Annotated in this window: 3 protein-coding genes; 2 read left to right on the forward strand and 1 reads right to left on the reverse strand. The window is 63.2% G+C overall.

What is annotated here, in order from left to right; genetic code table 11:
• Nucleotides 1-772, reverse strand: a 772-nt coding sequence (gene ppk2 / locus RIF85_RS15760) for a polyphosphate kinase 2 (RefSeq protein WP_309072843.1), incomplete at its 3' end; no start/stop codon positions are given.
• Nucleotides 773-891: 119 nt separating this feature from the next.
• Between ppk2 and RIF85_RS15765 the strand changes: the two genes are divergently transcribed.
• Together RIF85_RS15765 and RIF85_RS15770 are read left to right on the forward strand one after the other, a co-directional pair.
• Nucleotides 892-1,356 (forward strand): GNAT family N-acetyltransferase, encoded by a 465-nt coding sequence (locus RIF85_RS15765; protein WP_309072844.1) that lies wholly within the window; start codon nt 892-894, stop codon nt 1,354-1,356.
• Nucleotides 1,357-1,372: 16 nt separating this feature from the next.
• A complete protein-coding gene (locus RIF85_RS15770; protein ID WP_309072845.1) occupies nt 1,373-2,017 on the forward strand; it encodes a DUF998 domain-containing protein in 645 nt (214 codons plus the stop codon).
• Nucleotides 2,018-2,163: the final 146 nt, after the last annotated feature.

Raw genomic sequence — 2,163 nt, forward strand, 5'->3', positions numbered from 1 at the left:
GGTCCGAGTCGGTCCGCAGGAACGTGTCTTCCTTCGCCTGGGTGTAGTCCTCCCAACGGTCCAGCGAGGCCAGATCCATCGGCGAAAGCTTCCAGCGACGCACCGGATCGATCTGGCGGATTGCGAAGCGGGTGCGTTGTTCGTGCCGCGTCACGGAGAACCAGAACTTGGTGAGGTGGATTCCGGAATCCACCAGCATCTGTTCAAAGACAGGGGCTTGTGCCATGAAGGTCTCGTACTCCCCGGCGCTGCAGAAATCCATCACGCGCTCAACGTTGGCCCGGTTGTACCAGGAGCGGTCGAACATGACGATCTCTCCGGCCGTGGGCAGGTGGTGGATGTAGCGCTGGAAATACCACTGGCCCTGTTCACGGTCGGAGGGTTTTCCCAGCGCCACCGTTCGCGCTGCCCGGGGGTTGAGGTGCTCGGCAAAGCGTTTGATCGTTCCGCCCTTGCCTGCCGCGTCGCGGCCTTCGAAAACGATGACGTGTTTGAGGTCATGGTCCTGGCTCCAGTACTGGAACTTCAGCAGTTCCACCTGCAACCGGTATTTCTCCAGTTCGTATTCTTCCCGGGACATCCGTTCGTCGTACGGGTAGTCCTCCCGCCACGTCTCCACTGCCGAACCACCGGGATCGATAAGCTCCGGGTCTTCGCCCTGCCCGCCCCGCACCGAGTAACCCAGCTCCACCAGCTGGTCGATGGCCTCGCGCAGGTTCTCCCTTACCCAGCCTTGGTCCTCGATCGACCAATGTGTGCCGTCCTGAGTCATCCCGCCACCCCTTCCGGCTCGCAAATTCACGGCACTCTAACAACGCCGGGTGAACGGCCGATGAACTCGTTCCACCTGCGGCGACGACCGGCGGCGGCATCGCGTGATGGAATCAGGGGATGGAGATCCGTCCGTATGCCGCAACCGATGCCCCAGCGACTCTGAGCGTGTTCCTGGCGGCGGTAACGGAGACTGCTTCGGCGCACTACTCAGCGGAGCAGATCGACGCATGGGCGCGACCGGCTGAACGAGATCTCAACCAATGGAACTTAGCGAGGAAGTCGCACAACACGTACGTGGCCACCATCGGGGTCGAGGTCGCCGGCTTCGCTGACGTCGGAGACGACGGCTACATCGACATGATGTTTGTCGCTCCCAAGTTCGGCCGACGCGGTGTCGCAGCCGCCCTCCTGGCGCATCTCCACGACATAGCAGCAGGGGCCGGCGCATCCGAACTGCACACCAACGCGAGCATCACAGCGCGGACATTCTTCGAGCAGCACGGGTTCGCCGTGGTCGCCGAGCAGCACCCCGTCACACTCGGCGTAGAGATGACCAACTACAAGATGAAGCTCCTGCTCTAGTGGCATGCTGGGGCCTATGACAACGCAGCCACTCGCGGCAGGCCGACGCCGATATGCGGCTGCTGCCATGGCCGGCGTCGTGATTTATGCCGTGGTAGATGTTGTCCTCCACCTGCTGCCGCCACACTACAACCCGATCAGCGACGCCGAAAGCAACCTCGCGGTGGGGCCGTTCGGCTGGATCATGAATCTCAATTTCCTCGGCCGCGCCGCCATGACGTTCTGCCTGATGGCGGCCGTCAGCCGGGCGGGGCTGGCGACGGGTCTGCGGCGTACAGGCTCTTGGCTCCTGGCCGTCGGAGGCGTGTGCTCGGGTGTTCTGGCGTTCTTTTCGGCCGATATCCATGCTGCCGGCGCATCCGGCCTGAGGGTTTCGACAGCCGAGGGCACCATCCATCTTTATGTCGCAGCATGCGGGTTCCTCGCCGCGCTGGCGGCCTTCGTCCTGCTGACGCTGTGGATCCGGACGAGCCCGCAACTGCGCACCGCGTATCCCACAGCATGCGCCTTCGCCCTGCTGGCCGGGGCAGGACTCGCCTCCCTTGGCATAACCATCGGCTTCGCACCGGAACTGCTCGGCTTGGCGGAGCGGATCTGTTTGGTGGGCATCCTCGGCTGGGCCTTCGCGGTCGCTGCCGCCATCCGCCGATCCGTCCCCTGATCGATGGATCGTGCGCACGCACGACCCTGCATTACCTGCAAGATGTTCCACCACATAGTCGACCTGCAAGACTGGTCCGATGAGAAGTTCCCGCGGTTTTATCGCCGGTTTGATCGTGCTCTGCCAGAGCTCCCAGTCCCTGGCAT

The organism is Arthrobacter sp. (assembly GCF_031179385.1).
In the GTDB taxonomy this organism is placed as follows: domain Bacteria; phylum Actinomycetota; class Actinomycetes; order Actinomycetales; family Micrococcaceae; genus Arthrobacter_D.